This is a genomic window from Psychrobacter sp. AOP5-GZ1-6, from assembly GCF_052376345.1.
In the GTDB taxonomy this organism is placed as follows: domain Bacteria; phylum Pseudomonadota; class Gammaproteobacteria; order Pseudomonadales; family Moraxellaceae; genus Psychrobacter.
In genome coordinates, this window is the sequence record NZ_JBQSVP010000281.1 from 1 (window position 1) to 1,134 (window position 1,134).

Sequence of the window (1,134 nt, forward strand, 5' to 3'; positions counted from 1 at the left end):
GATGAACCCACGGACGGTTTCTACTATCATAAGCGACCTCTGTGACATACACTTCGCGATCATTACGTAGCTTATTAATAATCTTGCCATTAGGTTCATCGCGGATGTTTAATGGTGTTTCAGTCGGATCTGTTATTTTGCAAACTCTCTCAGCATGCGCGGTACTTAGCCCAACAGTCGTGGCCAAAACAGATACAGCAATGGTATAAGCCAAACGTTTCATCTCAAATCCTTATTATCAACAAATATTTTATTAAATGCTGTTATATTAACAGAGTTTGCATCATCGTATATCCAATTTATATAAAAGATTTATGGGTTGTGCAGAGAAGAGATAAGATGCATGAAACGTAAGCATCTATTGAGATGAATGTTAATTAATGACAAGATGCTATCGTACATCAATATGTTGATATCATCATGTAACTATTGCCACATATAGCTCTTAACATACATCTATCAACATATAGCGTTTGCCATGTGATGTGTCTATTAATAAATGAATACGGAATACTTTCTATGCAAAATAGCGATGCCAAACAAATTGTTCATACAGTGAGTGAAGTCTGTCAAATGCGGCACATTACTTGTTTACATGCTATTGAAAGTGGCAGCCGAGCGTGGGGGTTTGCGTCGCCAGATAGCGATTATGATGTTCGCCTACTTTATTGCAATGAACTTGATTGGTATTTGAATTTGTTCGATGGCAAAGACACGTTTGAATTTATCCAAAATGACCTACTAGCCGTACCATTTGATATTGGCGGATGGGACATCAAAAAAGCACTACAACTGTTATATAAATCAAATGCAGTGATTTTTGAATGGTTACACTCGCCCATTATCTACGCACAGCATAGCGACATGATGGCGCATCTGCAAACCTTGAGCATTGATTACTTCCAGCCCATAACCGTATTTCATCATTACCGCGGTATGGCGAAAAATGCTAGCAAGGAGCTTGACCTCACTATACCCATTCGCCTAAAAAAGTTTTTTTACTTACTGCGAGCTTTACTTGCAGCAAAGTGGACGCTAAAAACAGCTACACCGCCACCTGTCATAATGACGCGGATGCTTGAACTGGTTGATCCATCGGTGCAGACTGAGGTATTAGCACTAATTGACATTAAT

2 protein-coding genes are annotated in these 1,134 nt (G+C 39.1%); one reads left to right on the forward strand and one right to left on the reverse strand.

Annotated elements, in window-relative coordinates; all coding sequences use genetic code 11:
- The coding region (locus ACT3RN_RS15750; protein ID WP_444518829.1) for a hypothetical protein at positions 1-223 on the reverse strand (223 nt) is incomplete at its 3' end.
- Between the two features lie 296 nt (positions 224-519).
- Between ACT3RN_RS15750 and ACT3RN_RS15755 the strand changes: the two genes are divergently transcribed.
- The coding region (locus ACT3RN_RS15755) for a nucleotidyltransferase domain-containing protein (protein ID WP_444518830.1) at positions 520-1,134 on the forward strand (615 nt) is incomplete at its 3' end.